15 protein-coding genes are annotated in these 15595 nt (G+C 43.8%); 9 read left to right on the top strand and 6 right to left on the bottom strand.

What is annotated here, in order from left to right; all coding sequences use genetic code 11:
• Positions 1-102 precede the first annotated feature (102 nt).
• Positions 103-489: a nucleoside triphosphate pyrophosphohydrolase family protein gene (locus MR041_RS12975; RefSeq protein ID WP_242094607.1), complete on the bottom strand. Its 387-nt coding sequence runs from the start codon at positions 487-489 to the stop codon at positions 103-105.
• Between the two features lie 153 nt (positions 490-642).
• Between MR041_RS12975 and MR041_RS12970 the strand changes: the two genes are divergently transcribed.
• Positions 643-831, top strand: a complete 189-nt coding sequence (locus tag MR041_RS12970) for a hypothetical protein (protein WP_242094605.1) — start codon at positions 643-645, stop codon at positions 829-831.
• A 5-nt stretch (positions 832-836) separates the two neighbouring features.
• On the top strand, positions 837-1826 hold the full coding sequence (locus MR041_RS12965) for an aldo/keto reductase (RefSeq protein ID WP_242094603.1): 990 nt from the start codon (positions 837-839) through the stop codon (positions 1824-1826).
• 4 nt (positions 1827-1830) lie between these two features.
• Here MR041_RS12965 and MR041_RS12960 read toward each other — a convergent pair whose 3' ends face one another.
• A complete protein-coding gene (locus tag MR041_RS12960) occupies positions 1831-2505 on the bottom strand; it encodes a hypothetical protein (RefSeq protein ID WP_242094601.1) in 675 nt (224 codons plus the stop codon).
• Between the two features lie 851 nt (positions 2506-3356).
• On the opposite strand from MR041_RS12960, the gene MR041_RS15635 reads away from it, so the two are divergent.
• Positions 3357-3488: a hypothetical protein gene (locus MR041_RS15635; RefSeq protein WP_262917574.1), complete on the top strand. Its 132-nt coding sequence runs from the start codon at positions 3357-3359 to the stop codon at positions 3486-3488.
• Positions 3489-3967: 479 nt separating this feature from the next.
• Here the strand turns inward: MR041_RS15635 and MR041_RS12955 are convergent, their stop codons facing one another.
• The gene (locus MR041_RS12955; RefSeq protein ID WP_242094599.1) at positions 3968-4369 is read right to left on the bottom strand and encodes a 3D domain-containing protein; all 402 of its coding nucleotides are present in this window, start codon (positions 4367-4369) and stop codon (positions 3968-3970) included.
• 183 nt (positions 4370-4552) lie between these two features.
• Here MR041_RS12955 and MR041_RS12950 point away from each other — a divergent pair, with 183 nt between their 5' ends.
• Positions 4553-6007, top strand: coding sequence for a T9SS type A sorting domain-containing protein (locus tag MR041_RS12950; RefSeq protein ID WP_242094597.1), 1455 nt, complete (start codon positions 4553-4555; stop codon positions 6005-6007).
• 67 nt (positions 6008-6074) lie between these two features.
• Here the strand turns inward: MR041_RS12950 and MR041_RS12945 are convergent, their stop codons facing one another.
• Both MR041_RS12945 and MR041_RS12940 read right to left on the bottom strand, forming a co-directional pair.
• Complete coding sequence (locus MR041_RS12945) at positions 6075-6947, bottom strand: sterol desaturase family protein (RefSeq protein WP_242094595.1); 873 nt, start codon at positions 6945-6947, stop codon at positions 6075-6077.
• Positions 6948-6954: 7 nt separating this feature from the next.
• Entirely contained in the window at positions 6955-8931 is a 1977-nt protein-coding gene (locus MR041_RS12940) for an alpha-ketoacid dehydrogenase subunit alpha/beta (RefSeq protein ID WP_422613577.1), read from the bottom strand.
• A 285-nt stretch (positions 8932-9216) separates the two neighbouring features.
• Here MR041_RS12940 and MR041_RS12935 point away from each other — a divergent pair, with 285 nt between their 5' ends.
• From MR041_RS12935 to MR041_RS12915, 5 genes are all read left to right on the top strand, one after another.
• A complete protein-coding gene (locus MR041_RS12935; RefSeq protein ID WP_242094827.1) occupies positions 9217-10167 on the top strand; it encodes an isopenicillin N synthase family dioxygenase in 951 nt (316 codons plus the stop codon).
• Positions 10168-10173: 6 nt separating this feature from the next.
• Complete coding sequence (locus MR041_RS12930; RefSeq protein WP_242094592.1) at positions 10174-10503, top strand: translation initiation factor; 330 nt, start codon at positions 10174-10176, stop codon at positions 10501-10503.
• Between the two features lie 80 nt (positions 10504-10583).
• Positions 10584-11459 (top strand): nucleoside phosphorylase, encoded by an 876-nt coding sequence (locus MR041_RS12925; protein ID WP_242094590.1) that lies wholly within the window; start codon positions 10584-10586, stop codon positions 11457-11459.
• Positions 11460-12112: 653 nt separating this feature from the next.
• Positions 12113-12445: a GIY-YIG nuclease family protein gene (locus MR041_RS12920; protein ID WP_479686167.1), complete on the top strand. Its 333-nt coding sequence runs from the start codon at positions 12113-12115 to the stop codon at positions 12443-12445.
• 635 nt (positions 12446-13080) lie between these two features.
• Positions 13081-14259 carry a T9SS type A sorting domain-containing protein gene (locus MR041_RS12915; RefSeq protein ID WP_242094587.1) on the top strand — a complete coding sequence of 393 codons (1179 nt, stop codon included), beginning with the start codon at positions 13081-13083 and terminating at the stop codon, positions 14257-14259.
• A 59-nt stretch (positions 14260-14318) separates the two neighbouring features.
• Here MR041_RS12915 and MR041_RS12910 read toward each other — a convergent pair.
• A partial coding sequence (locus MR041_RS12910; protein WP_242094585.1) for a MopE-related protein occupies positions 14319-15595 on the bottom strand: 1277 nt, incomplete at its 5' end.

The raw sequence follows: 15595 nt of genomic DNA, 5'->3' as shown, positions 1-15595 counted from the left end.
CCAACTGAAAAATACCTGTTTATACAGACTAACGCCGCTCTAGACCAAGCGAATGTTTATGGTCTGGCCGAATGTGTTTCAGCTTCTAAAAAATGATGTGAATTACTTATCCAGTATGGATCCGATATTGGGTTTAAAATAATTGGGGCCTTTCAGGACCTTACCATCTGCCCTGTAAATGGGTTTCCCGTCCTCGCCCAGTTTACTCATATTACTGCGCTGAATTTCGTCAAAGACCTCCTCTATCTTATATTGCATGCCGTGCTCGATGATGGTCCCGCATAGGATGTACAACATATCACCCAGGGCATCGGCCACCTCCACTAAATCATCATTATTGGCTGCCTCCAGGTATTCTTCATTTTCCTCCCGCATTAAATTAAAGCGCAATTTGTTTTTTTCAATGCCCAGATCGGCTTTCGGGGTCTCCCGATGTCCGATTTTAAATGCGGTATGAAATGCTTTAACAGCGTCAATATTCTTTTTCATAGTGCGGTAAAAGGTATTATAAGGTCGCGCTATACACAGTGATGATGCAAACAGGCCACCCGGATTCAATAAATGATTACGATCAACATACTTAATGACTATTTTAAGAAACTCTGTCTTATATATTCATTAAATTTGCATAAAAGTAGCGATATGTTCAGTAAAGGTCAAATCATTTTTGGAGTTTTATTTTTTGTCATCTTCGCCATTGTCATTGCGATGACCTATAAAAAAGACCTCAAACTTCACCGGATGTTTTATGCCGGAAGCATCTGGATCCTTATTGCCTTTATTGCCTTTATCTTATTTATTGTTGCAATTAAGTTTTTATTTAAAGTATAAAGAATATGCGAGATTACTTAGCTTCCGAGAGCCGCTATGGGACGATGACATATAAGAGAGCAGGAAAAAGCGGGGTGCTGTTGCCCGCCATTTCTCTGGGCCTCTGGCATAACTTCGGACACGACGATAGTTTTGAAAATGCGCGTGATGTCTTACGCTGTGCCTTCGACATGGGGATCACCCACCTCGACCTGGCCAATAATTACGGTCCTCCGCCAGGATCGGCCGAAGAAAATTTTGGAAAAATCCTGAGCTCCGATTTTAAATCCTATCGCGATGAACTCTTTATAGCCACCAAGGCCGGGTATCTCATGTGGGACGGTCCCTATGGGGAATGGGGCTCCAGAAAATATTTGATCTCCAGTTTGGACCAGAGCCTGAAGCGTATGGGACTGGACTATGTTGATGTGTTCTATCACCACAGGCCGGACCCGATCACCCCTCTGGAAGAATCGATGGGGGCCCTGGCGGATATTGTGCGACAGGGAAAGGCACTTTATGCAGGAATTTCAAATTACGGACCGGAGGAAACTCAGAAGGCAGCAACTATTTTAAAACGCTTAAATGTACCTTTTATATTGAACCAGGTGCGGTATTCCATGTTCGACCGCTGGATTGAAGACGAACTGTTACATACCCTGGAAAACAATGGGGTCGGAGGTATCGCCTTTTCCCCTCTTGCCCAGGGTCTGCTTACCGATCGCTATTTGGATGGCATCCCTAAAGACTCCCGTGCCGGCGGTAACTCAGTCTTTCTGAATGCCGATGTGGTCAATCAAACCATTGAAAAAGTGAGGCAGTTAAATACCATCGCACAAAACAGGGGACAAAAATTATCTCAAATGGCAATTGCCTGGATCCTGCGACAGCCCCAGATAACATCCGTGCTTATTGGCGCGAGTTCAAGTCAGCAACTACGCGAGAATGTAAACGCCTTGGATAATTTGGACTTCAGCAAGGAAGAATTAGAAGGTATCGCAGCGATACTGGATTAACAGCCTATTCCTTAACAACGATGACGGTGGCCTTTACCCCTGTGGCAAGGTTCCACTGATTATGGGAAACCACCATGCCTTTATCATCAATCACCTTAAACTCGGCTGTATTGGGACCCGATTCACCCTGATTCAGGGCCAGGAAATCGATTTTGTTGAATCCGGGTAACAAATTAAGTTTAAATCCTTTAAATGCGCCCGACAGATACACACGGGCATGTACGATATCGTCGTTCACCAGAACTTGAATCACGTCGCCGTCAGTATACCCATGATCCCGATAGATCACATTAACGAATGCCGCGCTACTTTTAAAGTCTCCGAAATATACATCGGTCGTACTTCCATTGCGCTGTTCGATTTCTTCCGGCGATAATTTCAAATCCTCTATATTCTTACTGATGCGCTTGACGTATAATTCGCCCGGATTTCTAAATTCCTCCTGCGGAAACATGGAAAACTGCTTTTCCGGAAGATTCAAATTATTGGATAGTTCGGGAAGGGCTAAATCGGTGACATTGTTATCCTGAGGTTTCGATGGAAGCAAAGGTACATTGGGGGCCGTATCGTTTTTGCTTTCCTCGGCCGGAACAATCTTCAGCTTTTTCTCGGTGTCAATCTGGGCATGGATGGACATCGAGAAACACAGCAACATAAAAGTTAAAACACTTAATCTCATTTGTTTAAAATCGTTCAGGTTACAAACCTATGGGCCTACAAAGTTAAGTCAAAGATATTTTTTTATCCATATACTCCCTTGCAGAATCCTAATTTTGAAGAATAATTAACAAAAATCATTCCCAAAACCCACCCTTCTCCTATTTATTGGCCCTAATTGAGACCAAAAACGCCCATAATCTGTTAAAATTTGTTAAATTACTATTATGTTATGCATAGTACTGTAACAAAATTATATTCCTGTCGTCTATCTAGTACAAAACAATTAAAAAACGAATAGAAATCAATTAAAAAACGAAAAACAATGAGAACTTTAAACACAAATCAATTGACAAGTAACTTACCTAATTCTAAGAGTTACAATTGGAACACCAAAAGACGTTACAGATAAGTAACCCTTTTTAGCAGACATTAAATCATAACAATCAAAAAACGAAAAACAATGAGAACTTTAAACACAAATCAATTAACAAGTAACTTACCAAATTCTAAGAGTTACAACTGGAACAGCAAAAGACGTTACAGATAGGTAATTTCTTTTAGAGACCAAATAGTATAACCATCAAAAAACGAAAAACAATGAGAACTTTAAACGCAAATCAATTAACAAGTAACTTACCAAATTCTAAGAGTTACAACTGGAATAGCAAAAGACGTTACAGATAAGTAACCCTTTTAGCAGACATTAAATCATAACAATCAAAAAACGAAAAACAATGAGAACCTTAAACACAAATCAATTGACAAGTAACTTACCAAATTCCAAGAGTTACAACTGGAACATCAAAAGACGTTACAGATAGGGAACGTCTTTATTGAGACCTAAAACACAACGATCAAAACACATTTAAAATGAACACAGTTATAAAAATATCCAGACATAGAAATCAGCTTGTTGAGCATTGCCTGTTGCAGACGCGACAATTGCTGAGACTGCATAACCAGGATGGGGTTTGGAAAGGCACCAAGCGTTACGCCCATTAATGTTAAAGAACCGCGTCCATCACCGCTATCGGTTTTTGGTCAGTCCGATGGATTAACACTATCCATCAACCACAGAGTAATAGTCCTCCTGCGGGACGGCAGGCAACGGAAGCAAAGACACAAACATTAGAACTGCAGGCCGAATAACAGTTAAGGCGCATCAAAAACAGGAAGCAAGAACTAGCCCAAAAAGGTCTACCTGAATACATAAAAATGCCTTGCGCAGGAAATGTAAAAAACATGCGCAGAAAACAGGCAAAACATAAGCAAGAAATCATAAAAACATGCGCAGGAAATGTAAAAAACATGCGCAGAAAACAGGCAAAACATAAGCAAGAAATCATAAAAACATGCGCAGGAAATATAAATTTCCTGCGCATGTTTTTTAGGCCTTATAAACACTGGGATTTTCAGAGGTTATTACAGCTATTCCACATTCGGGAGATCAGTTATTTAAAAGGTTACTGCGCATCATCAGATCAGTCCTCCGCAGGAACACCATAGCTTATGGATATTTTTTTTCTTCCCCAGGCCCTGGCGGCCTTGACATCAAGTCCCATATAGATATCAATGTGATGCTTCCAACGGGAGTGCATTTTATCCTTCACCACATAAATTTGGTCCAGGCCTTCAATCTTGACCGGGGTATTGTGTTTTAATCCCATTTTTAACAGATCACGTGATACGGCAATGTAAGGCAAACCCGGTACCAGGCTGTCACCAAAGGCCGTAATATGCGGATCGCCATCGGTTTGGCTGCTCAATGAATTATAGGCCGTGGCCGTTACCTCCAGCGCATGCCAGGTGTAGTTGGCATAGGGATCGGGCTGTTTACAGTGCCACAGGACTACAGGGAAAATGATGATTATATACCTCAACATGATTTAAATATAATTATAAAAAGTGACTCTTTAAGAGTCTCATAACCGGTATGTTGTTTATTTAACTGCTTTACTATACTGATTTTAGCGACTGATCGATATCATTGACCATAGCTCTCAGTTGTTGTACTTTCTTGAACTCTTAATAGAGTAACAGATGGTATTCATTTAAACTATTGAGCTATGAAAAATCTAATTATTACACTTTTCACAATGTGCTTGTGCGCTTTTTATTCATTTTCCCAGATCCAAATAGGAAATGACATTTATGGAGAGGCTGCTGAAGATAATTTGGGAGCGTGTGTAAGCTTATCCTCTGATGGTTCTTTTGTCGCTGTTGGAGCTCCCTTTAAAAATAATTATACCGGAATGGTAAGGGTATATGAAAACTTAAATGGGATATGGTCACAAATTGGCAACGCCATTTACGGTGAATCTGAATCCGTGTATTTTGGACATGCTATCAGTTTATCTTCTGATGGTAGTGTAATGGCTGTGGGTGCGTTTTTGGGCTCTAATTTTGGTCGTGTCCGCATATTTAAATACACCGGGGGTGATTGGACCCAGATAGGAAATGGTATTGATGGGCAGTCTGGGGATACCTTCTTTGGGTACAGTGTGAGTCTTTCTGCAGATGGACGAATGGTTGCTATCGGAGCACCATCCAATCTTCTTATTGGACTTGTTGATTCGCATATACGTATCTATGAAAATATACAGGGGGTATGGACACAAATTGGCAATGATATCATGGGGGATAGCAACTTCGATATGAAAGGTTGGAGTCTCAGTTTATCAGATGATGGAAGTAAATTGGCTATAGGAGCACCCGGATCGAATGTTACGGGAGATTTTTCAGGGATGGTAACTGTATATGAAAAGACAGAAGACGATTGGACGTCAATCGGGAATACTATTAATGCAGAAAATGAAGGTGATTTTTTTGGAAACAGTGTGAGCCTATCAGGAGATGGAAACACAGTTGCCATAGGTGCGCCAGGTTTTGACAGCAGTTATGACTGGGGCTATGTGCAGATTTATAAAAATAGTTCAGGAATTTGGACTCAACTGGGAAATAGAATTGAGGCTCATACAGTTGATGATCGATTAGGTTGCAGCGTTAGTTTATCTTCTGATGGTTCTTTAGTTGCCATAGGAGCCGCCGGTGATGATTCGCACGGTACTGATGCCGGGCTCGTAAGAATCTATAGAAATATTTCTGGAATTTGGACTCAGATCGGGAACGTGATCGCAGGTGAATCCCCTAATAGTAATTTGGGTGCGTGCGTCAATATATCTTCTGATGGCAGAACGGTTGCCGTAGGTGCCCCATCTAACGATACCTATTTGGAAAATTCAGGTCAAGTTAAAATTTTTGATTTGAGTGCACTTTTATCAACACAGGAATACATTAAACCCGAGGTTAAGGTATATCCAAATCCCACATCTCAGGAACTCAACATTGAGTTAAATCAAAGAGCAGAATTACAATGTGTTAATCTGCACAATGCCTTAGGCCAAATTGTAATGAGTGGTAAGGAATTACGTGTTGATGTATCCCATCTTAAAAGTGGCCTATATTTTATTCAAGTAATTACAAAAAATGGTAAAATCACCAAGAGAGTCATCATAAATTAATTATGGTTAAATCCACACATGAAGTATATGAACATCCCTTCTGCTGTCCAATCCTCTTTTACACGGGTCAATCCCCCTTTTTGAATCCATAATAGAGCTGTTTGAAAAAACTGTGTGGCATCTTTTCGTCATCATGGTAGCCCAATTTAATTTTTCCACCTGCTTCGGGAATGTAATTGGTTTTGAACAGGTAATCCCACAGGCTCAGGCTAATCCCAAAATTGACCCCATAACGCCTGTTTTTCGGGAGGGCATAGGCATGATGGTAGAGATGCATCACCGGATTGTTAAAAATATATTTCAGGGGCCCATAGGTCAGCTTGATATTGGCATGGTTCAAATGCCCTATCGCTATGGCCGTAAAATGAACAATAAAGGCCTGTTCCGGTACAAATCCGCCCAAGACCATAACGGCAAACACCTTGAGGGGCTTGTAGAGGACATTTTCCATCCAGTGGTAGCGCAGATGGGCTGCAAAACCCATTTCCTTGACGGAATGATGTACCTTGTGAAATCGCCAGAGCAGGTCAAAGCGGTGCAGCAATACATGGGTAAACCACTGCACAAAATCGAGCAAGACAAAGAAAATCAGTAATTGACCCCATTTCGGCCAATGCGAGATATCAAGTAAGGACAGGGAGGTCATGGTTATCCCGACTTCGGAAAACAGGACCTCAAAAACCTTATAGAAGCCACTGATGACGATTGCAAAAATGAAGAAATTGAAAAACATATAAAAGGCATCGAGCCAGAAGTCCTTTCTAAAAATGGACTGCTCCTTTCGCCATGGAAAGGCGATCTCCAGGATCCATACTACTACCGAGATCAGGATTAAACCCCAAAAGTAATTGTTGTACCAGGGCACATCGAAGGTGATGGACCTCCAGGTCCAGTTGATGGTCCCGTTAATAGCTTTTAAAAATACATCCAGATAATCCATATCCTCTTTAATATTTTATGAGTTGTTTTAAGGCCTCTTCAAAGCGGTCTTTAGCCAGATACTGCGCTTCCAGCGGACTCGCAAACGGAATCGGCGTTTCTAAACTGGCCACCCGCTTCACCGGGGCATCCAGGTACTCAAAGCAGGACTCCATGATGAAGGCCGAAATATCGCTCGCTATACCGCCAAACAAGGAATCTTCCTGTAATATAATAACTTTTCCCGTTTTCTTTACAGACGTGATTATGGCCTCCGTATCCAGGGGCTGTAGTGTTCTTAGATCGATCACATCAGCCAATATGTCCAGGTTGTTGTCCAGTATGTCCAAGGCCCAATGTACAGCGGCACCATAGGCAATGACCGTCACATCCATACCTTCACGTATCAGGGCCGCCTTACCAAATGGTAACGTATAATATGCTTCAGGGACCTCCTGTCGGATCGTTCTATACAGGCCTTTATGCTCAAAGAACAACACTGGATTCGGGTCATTGATCGCTGTGGCCAGTAATCCCTTGGCATCGTAGGGAAATGCGGGATAGACCACCTTGAGTCCCGGTGTCTTCGTAAACCAGGCCTCGTTGGTCTGCGAATGGAAGGGCCCTGCCCCAACCCCCCCGCCACAGGGCATTCTTATGACCACATCAGCCTCCTGTCCCCAGCGGTAATGGGACTTTGCCAAATAATTGACCAGGGGATTGAACCCCGAGCTGATAAAATCGGCAAACTGCATTTCAACACTACTTTTTATTCCGGCAATGGACAGCCCCATAGCGGCCTCAACAATGCCCGATTCACAGATGGGTGTATTGCGTACACGGTCCTTGCCGAACTGCTCTAAAAAGCCCTCCGTTATTTTAAACACCCCGCCATATTCAGCGATATCCTGTCCCATGAGCACCAGATCGGAATGCCGCTCCATACTCTGCCTCAGACCTTGTGAGATGGCATCCACGAACCTGATATTGGCAGATGCCTTAGGAGCTTCAATCGCCTCATAATCCCAGGGTTTATAGACGTCCCGTAGTTCCCGGTCCACTGCCGGCACAATGGGCGGCTCCTGAAAGGCCTGCTCTAAATGCGTATCGATTTCTGATAGTATCTGTGCCTTAAAGGCGACCTCATCCGATTCCGTGAGCATCCCCTTTTCCCTTAAGAAGGCCTGAAAATTGATTACCGGATCCTTTGCAGCCCAGGTATCCATGAGCTCCTGTGGGACATATTTTGTTCCGCTGGCCTCTTCATGACCCCGCATTCTGAAGGTCTTGAACTCCAGAAGTACTGGTCTTGGCTGCTTGCGCATCCTTTCCGCCAATTGAGAGACCTGTGTATAGACCGCAATCACATTGTTGCCATCGATGATGTGCGATTCCATACCGTAGCCCACGGCCCTGTCCGCCAGATCCTCACAGCGGTATTGTTCATCAGTTGGCGTGGATAAACCATAGCCATTGTTCTCAATACAAAATAGAACAGGCAGTTGCCAAACGGAGGCCACATTCAAGGCTTCGTGAAAATCACCTTCGCTGGTACCGCCCTCACCGGTAAACACCGCCGTAACCTCTTGCTTCTGTTGTAGCAGTGAAGCCAAGGCAATACCATTGGCCACACCCAACTGCGGACCAAGATGGGAGATCATCCCCACAATCTTATAGTCCCTGGTCCCGAAATGAAAGGAGCGGTCACGCCCCCTGGTAAACCCATTGGCCTTACCCTGCCACTGCGAAAACAGCCGCGACAACGGAATCCCCCGAGTGGTAAACACCCCGAGGTTGCGATGCATGGGGAGGATGTATTCCTCCGGATGCAATGCCATGGTGACCCCCACAGCAATCGCCTCCTGACCAATCCCCGAAAACCATTTGCTAATTTTACCCTGGCGCAGCAGGATCAGCATCTTTTCCTCGATAAGCCTCGGTTTCAACAAGGCCTTGTACAGCCCAACCAATTCCTCCGTGCTCATATTTCCAGGGTGATAATGCATCGATTCAGAAGCCAGTGACATGCCCAATCATTTAATTTAGTTGTCTCAAATGTACATGAAATTTTTCATTTATCAGACCCTTAAAATCCATTGAAAACTTCAGAATTAAAGTGTATTTAAAAGCCCTTCCCTATCGTTTCAGCACCATTGGCTTAGCTGCATTCATCGCGCTGTAAAATAGCTTGGAATACGGTAGCCTGATCGCATTCAAACAGGCAAAAGCTAAATAAGGACTGAGAATTGGAACGTTTTTGTATTTTTGTAAACGAGATCAATACCAATTCTATGAATTCCATTCCAAGTGTTAATTTAAAGGATTTTGTTTCCGGAACACCGGAACAAAAGCAACAGTTTGTCGACGCCATTGGCAAAGCCTACCAGGAGATCGGTTTTGTTGCCCTTAAGGGTCATTTTCTGGACGATGCACTGGTTGAAAAACTGTATCGTGAAGTCAAGAACTTTTTTAACCTCCCCTTGGAGGTCAAACAGAAGTATGAGATCCCCGGTATTGGAGGACAACGGGGTTATGTCTCCTTTGGTAAAGAAAGTGCCAAAGGAAAGAAAGAAGGGGATTTAAAGGAATTCTGGCATTTTGGGCAGTATGTGGAGGACAACCCGGAATTAAAAAAGGAATATCCGGATAATGTGCATGTTGAGGAATTGCCTGAGTTCAATGCAGTTGGGAAGGCTGCCTATAAGATGTTGGAAAAAACTGCCAAATACGTGTTGCGTGCCCTGGCCCTGCACCTGGATTTGGAAGAGACCTATTTTGATGACTTCATTCACAATGGCAACTCCATTTTAAGACCTATACACTACCCACCCATAACTGAAGAACCTAAGGAAGCCGTGAGAGCGGCGGCCCATGGCGATATCAATTTGATCACCTTGCTCATGGGGGCCCATGGCCGTGGCTTACAGGTACAGAACCACAAGGGCGAATGGATCGATGCCATTGCACAGCCTGACGAACTGATGATCAATGTGGGTGATATGTTATCCAGACATACGAACAACAAATTGAAATCCACTATCCATCGCGTCATCAATCCCCCGAAGGAACTATGGGGTACCTCCCGCTATTCCATTCCCTTTTTCATGCATCCCATCAGCAGCATGAAACTGGATGTGCTCGAAAGCTGTATCGATGAGGCCAACCCGAAGGCTTTTGAGGATATCACTGCCGGCGAATTTTTAAAAGAACGCCTGGTGGAACTGGGGCTTATCAAAAAATAACAGCGAATGGATTTACAAGATCAACTGAAACACCTGTTCCCGGACCACGTCTCCGAAGACCCCCAGGAGGTCAATCAGGAAGATGATGGCCTGTGGCTTCAGGAAGCACCCATCATATGCAAATATGAAAAGCGAAAAGGCAAACCCATAACCATCCTCGAGGGGTATACGGGTGCGCAGGAGGATTTCAAAGCATTGGCAAAGGACCTGAAGACCAAACTCAGTGTTGGCGGCAGTTTCAAGGATGACAAAATTATCATACAGGGGGATTACCGCGACAGGATCATGGAACTGCTAAAGGAAAAAGGCTTTAAAGTGAAACGCGTTGGAGGATAGTATTTCAATTCCATATATCCGTCTCAATTTCTATCTAAAATTAAAATCAGGTTACATCCCTACCTTTAAAACCCGAATATATGCCCATTAAAAATTCAGAACTTATCCTTAACCCAGATGGCAGTATATACCATCTCAATTTAAAGCCCGAACACATTGCCGATACCATTATCCTGGTTGGTGATCAGGATCGTGTGGAAAAGGTATCGAAACATTTCGACCGTATCGATTACAAGTCCCAGAAGCGGGAATTCAAAAGCCATACCGGCTATTATAAAGGGCTTCATCTCACGGTATTGTCGACCGGCATTGGTCCGGATAATATTGATATTGTCCTTAATGAACTGGATGCCCTGGCCAATATTGATTTTGAGACCAGAACCATTAAAGAAAAGCTGCGTTCCCTGAGGTTCATACGCATTGGTACTTCCGGCGCCCTGCAGGAAGACATCCCTGTGGATGCCTTTGTGGTCAGTGAATACGGCCTTGATCTGAATGGCATGCTGCACAGTTACCGAACGGGTGCCATTACGATCCCGGAGATTGAACATGCTTTTATAGAACACACCCAATGGCCAGGGTTTAAAGCCCGACCCCTGCTGATTAAATGCCATGAGGCGCTTGAAAAACAAATAGTCAGCGATCAGACCTACAAAGGTATTACCCTGACTGCCGTTGGTTTTTACGGTCCGCAGGGACGTATACTGCGGTTACCCCTGGAGGACGAAGCCCTCAACTCTAAGATCCAGTCCTTCAACTACAACGGATTACGGGTCACCAACCTGGAGATGGAAACCAGTGCCATTTATGGTCTGTCGAAATTGATGGGACACCAGGCCTTGTCCATAAATGCGATCATTGCCAACCGAAGCCTGGGTACCTTTAGTGCACATCCGGGTGAGACCATTGAAAAGCTGATTGCCTATACCCTGGAGCGATTGATGGATGAGGGATGAGTGATGTGAGATGAGTGATGAGTGACCCTTTGGTTCTTATTGAATAGATTACAAGTGGTTGTCAGTTCCAGTGACCCCTCCCGCTCCTATCGACATGACTGGATGGTCCATATTATAAGTAAAGTCAAATAAGATTTTATAGTCATTTCGAGCAAAGGGAGAAATCGCACAAGATAGGTAAAACCAAAAACCCTTCATGATCAACATAGATAGACACAATCATATTATTTAATCAATACTTCACAAACAGGATGTGATATCTCGTCCTTCACCCGATCCCGAGGATTCGGGGGGTTCACTCTGTCGACATGACTGATTGGTCAAATTCGTGTTCGTAGTCATTTCGACCCCGAATACTCGGGGGGAGAAATCGCACAGGACAGGTAAATTGAGAAACTTTTCATTCAGTATAGCTACTTTATATCAATTAATTTAATTGACTTTTTTCTTGATTAATGCGATGTCTCAGTCAAAACAATGTTCCCAGTCATGTCGAGCGAAGGGAGACATCACACAAGATTGGCTGCTAGATACAATCTAAATGTATATACTACCTAATTACATTAAGCCGATAATTTACAAATCATATCCCCCTTTTAAGACTGATTCTATCACTGATTTCACGATATTGAACAAACTACTGATGGTTCAAACTGTTTGATACAAAAAAATGTCTAATTTCATCCATGCACCATTCCTACTTTGTTTATATAACCACAAATAAATATAGAACGACCCTATATATCGGTATGACCAACAATATTCAAAGGAGGTTACCTCAACATGTTTTCGACAGTGAGAATGCGAAAATGTCTTTTGCCGGAAAATATGGTTGCATTTATTTAGTTTATTATGAAATATTTGAGTTTCCGAGACAAGCTATTCATAGAGAAAAGGAACTAAAGAAATGGCGCAGGGAGAAGAAAAATGAATTGATCACCAGTTTTAACACTGAATGGGAAACTCTAAATAATCAAGTCTTCTGAAAAATAATGCGATGTCTCAATCACTACGCTCATGTCGACATGACTGGTCAGTCAAAACAATGTTCCCGGTAATGTCGAATCTTTCGGCTGTCGCTCAAGACAGGCTAAAGGGAGATATCACATAGGATGCGTAAAAATCAACTTTTCAGGTTTAACGCAGTTATACATCATCATATTATTGATTGAACACTTTACAAACACGAGGCGATGTCTCGTCGCTCACCTGAAAAAATCAGGCTCACTCTGTCGACATGACTGGTAGTTAAAATAGATGTTAGCAGTCATTTCGAGCCCGATCCCGAGGATTCGGGAGGGGGAGAAATCGCACAGGATAGGTAAAACCAAAAACCCTTGATGATCAACATAGATAGACACAATCATATTATTTAATCAACACTTCACAAACAGGATGCGATGTAGCCTCGCTGAACCTAAAGGTTTCTCAGTCACTACGCTCCTATCGACATGACTGATAGTCCTTTTTCAATCTAACGTCTACCAACTAAAGTCTAACAACTACCATCTACAGCCTCATAAATCCTCTTTTAAACTAATTAATTCAACCCTTAAACCATAAAACCAAGTAACTTGTGCATTTTTTTTATAATTTTAGCTAACTCTTAAACTTAATCCTTATGAAAAAAATTACCTTATTCTTTTTACTAACCATTTTATATGCTGCCGGGGTTTATGCACAGCCTGCCAATGACGACTGTTCCGGTGCTATTGATATCTTAAATATTACAGGAAGCTGTTCTACAAGTGAAATTCTGGTTGATTTGGACAACACTGCGACGCCCTCTGCAGGCGATCCCGGATGTAACTTTGCCGGTGGCGACCTTTGGTACAAACTCGTCATGCCTGCTTCCGGGGCCGTTAGGATTGAAACCTCAAGTGGTACTCTCGATGATAACGGTATGGCAATCTATACAGGTGCCTGTGGCGCATTGGATTTTTATGCTTGTAATGATGATGCCTATTTGAATGGTGATGATTTAATGGCCGCCTATGAAGTGGTCCGTCCGGCATCCGAAACCATCTATATCAGACTTTGGGGATATGGTGGTGCCACTGGTACATTTAATATTTGTGCTGTTGCATTTACACCACCGCCTGCTGCCACCAACGACATTTGTGCTGATGCAACAGAAATAATTCCGGATGTGTCTTGTTCTGACATCAAGTTGGGCTCTAACAACGCTACGGATTCCGGTGTTGCAGCTCCGGGCTGTCCTGAACCCGATTCCTATGGGGGCAGAGACGTCTGGTATAAATTCGTTGTTCCGAATACCGGTAATTTTTCTGTTGAAACCAGTGTGGATGACGGCTCCATAACGGATACCATGATGTCTATATATACCGGTTCTTGTGCCGGATTAACCGAGCTATCCTGTGATGACGACAATGGTGTGGGCGCTTTCTCTTTAATACAGGCGACGGATATCAGTGGGAATTATTCCATTGGCGAAACGTTGTATGTGCGGGTCTGGTCTTTCGCGAACCTGGAATTGGGAACCTTCAATATCTGTGTCGCTGAATTACCTTCTTTAAGTACGGAAGAGGCTTTTGCAGATACCTTTAAATTATTTCCAAATCCCGCTCGGGATGTGGTCAACCTGAAGTTTACACAGTCATCAGGTTCTAAGGTGGCTATCGCTATTTACAACCTCCAGGGGAAACTGGTCCAGGCCGCCTCCAAAACACCTGGCAATCAAAATGTGTCACTCCCTATTGCGCATCTGGCTACAGGCATGTACTTCGTGAAGCTGAATGACGGTGCCAACGAAGTCACTAAAAAATTAATGGTCCGCTAAGGATCGAAAGTTTATAAAAAGTAGAAAGGCTCTAAAATTGATTTAGAGCCTTTTTTTATCTACAGTTTCACCAGGCGTTTGAACCCAGATCTCGTATCCTTATAGCTGATCCTAAGCAGGTACAGTCCCTGCTCAATACCTTCCAATCGCTCCATGGTTATACGGCCCTGTATTGCCTCCTTCTCTTCATGCCTGATCATCTTGCCGGTAATGTCGTATAAAGTGATCCTGAACGTTTCATTACTCAGGTGCACCGGCAACTGAATGTTAATCACGGCATTGAACGGATTCGGTATAATGGCCACCTCCTTAAAGGTAAATTCGACATTGTCGAGTCCCTCACAGGCGTCCCCTATGCCATCGATATCGGCATCCGCCTGATCCGGATTGGCTACACTCGGACAATTATCAATGCAATCGGCCACGCCATCACCATCGGTATCGGTAAATCCTTCATCGGTCTGCCCGTCACAGTTATTGTCGATACCATCACATAGTTCAGTGGCATCAGGGTTGATATCCGGATTGGTGTCATCACAATCCCCCTGGTTTTCCGAATACCCATCACCGTCATCGTCAATGTCAGATGAGCTGTCCAGGGTTGCGGGATTACAATCGTCGTCCTTACCGTTATCCACTATTTCCGATTTACCGGGATTGACCTCGCTGTCACTGTCGTTACAGTCCGTATTGTTAGCCACATAACCCAAAGGAGCCGAACAGGCTTGGGTGGTTGCGGAGGGATCCCCATAGCCATCGCCATCCGTATCGGCGTAATAGGTGCTGGTCACACCGTCATCGGTCTGCCCGTCGCAGTCGTTGTCCTTACCATCGCAGAGTTCGGGTGCATTTGGGTATATGGTGTCGTCTGTATCGTCACAATCGGCATTATTACTCACATAGCCCACAGGAGCAGAACAGGCCTGCGTGGTTGCTGATGGATCCCCGTAACCGTCGTCATCCGTATCAGCATAATAGGTACTGGTCACCCCTTCGTCGATCTGTCCATCACAGTCATTGTCCTTGCCATCACATAGTTCCGGGGCATTTGTGTATACGGTGTCGTCTGTATCGTCACAATCGGTATTGTCACTGACATAGCCTACAGGAGCAGAACATGCCTGAGTGGTCGATGCCGCATTTCCATAGCCGTCCCCATCGGTGTCGGCATAATAGGTGCTGGTTACCCCTTCGTCGGTCTGCCCGTCGCAGTCGTTGTCCTTACCATCGCAAAGTTCCGGTGCGCCAGGGTAAACGGTGTTATCGGTATCATTGCAATCCGTATTATCACTCACATAGCCAAAAGGAGCAGAACAGGCCTGGGTGGTCGATGCTG

The sequence above is a fragment of the Aestuariivivens sediminicola genome, assembly GCF_022662015.1.
Taxonomy (GTDB): Bacteria; Bacteroidota; Bacteroidia; order Flavobacteriales; family Flavobacteriaceae; genus Aestuariivivens; species Aestuariivivens sediminicola.
Note: the sequence above shows the minus strand (reverse complement) of the source record. Positions and strands in the feature narration are given on the sequence as shown.